The 1,165-nt window shown below is 40.7% G+C and carries 2 protein-coding genes; both read left to right on the forward strand.

The window, feature by feature from the left end:
• Positions 1 to 35 precede the first annotated feature (35 nt).
• Complete coding sequence (locus tag AC1DRF_RS28810) at positions 36 to 785, forward strand: Cof-type HAD-IIB family hydrolase (RefSeq protein WP_427076275.1); 750 nt, start codon at positions 36 to 38, stop codon at positions 783 to 785.
• A gap of 122 nt (positions 786 to 907) precedes the next feature.
• Positions 908 to 1,165 (forward strand): M15 family metallopeptidase (locus tag AC1DRF_RS28815; protein WP_477742415.1); only part of this gene is annotated, 258 nt, incomplete at its 3' end.

A 1,165-nucleotide genomic window follows, 5' to 3' on the forward strand; every position in this document is an offset into this window, starting at 1 on the left:
GTCGTACCTACTATTGAAGAGAAGGAGAGAGAAAGATGCAAACAAATGAAAAAAAAGAATTTAAACTGATCGCACTAGATATGGATGGAACGCTGCTGAACAATCAGCAAGAAATTTCTAAAGAAAATCGTGAGGCCATTGCTAAAGCTCAAGAACAAGGTGTTCATGTGGTGCTAAGCACGGGGCGGTCTCTTTTAACATGCCGTGAATATGCGCAGTCTCTTCAGCTATCTTCTTACCTTATTACAGTAAACGGAAGYGAAATTTGGGATGAATCTGGAGAGCTTGTAGAACGAAAGTTAATTGATGCTGCTTATATCGAGAAGATGTGGAATTTAACGCAAGAGCATAAGCTTAACTTTTGGGCGGTGACTACGGATAAAGTGTGGAGAGACAAATTTCCAGAAGATATTGCCTCACAGGAATGGCTGAAGTTTGGCTACGATATTCCAGATGATGCTTTACGAGAAGAAGTGCTGAAACAAATAGCAGGCATTTCAGATTTTGAAATTAGCAACTCTAGTTTAACGAATCTAGAAATTAATGCACTTGGTATTAACAAAGCAAAAGGGATCATGACCGTATGTGAACGTTTGGGCATTTCAATGGATGAAGTCATTGCCATGGGAGACAGCTTAAATGATATGGCTATGATTGAAGCGGCAGGGTGTGGAATCGCCATGGGAAATGCTCAGGAAGCTGTAAAAGAAGCAGCGGACTGGGTGACAGATACAAATGTCAATAACGGAGTAGCGAAGGCTATCAGCCACTGGGTGCTGAAATAACAGCAGCTCTCCATGTTGCACAACTTAACTGCTTCCCGCATAAACTGATACTGGATGCCTCCCTTAGAGTTCGTCTTATACGTATATATAAGGAGAAGCCATCTAGTTAAGGAGTGGGGAGTATGAGTGATTTATCCTTAGACAAGCTGTTACAAAAAGCAGAAAATAAGTTGCAAGATGTACATGAAATAGTGCAGGAAAAAGCGTACGAGCTCATTGGGCAAGCATATAAAGAAAGCATATTTGTTAGTATCACTGAAGGATTTAGATCGATAGAGCATCAGCACAAACTATATTCACAAGGCCGAACAACACTAGGAAGTATTGTGACTAATGCCAAAGGCGGGTATTCTTATCATAACTATGGACTAGCTTTTGAC

This window comes from Priestia sp. P5_B4 (assembly GCF_056400385.1).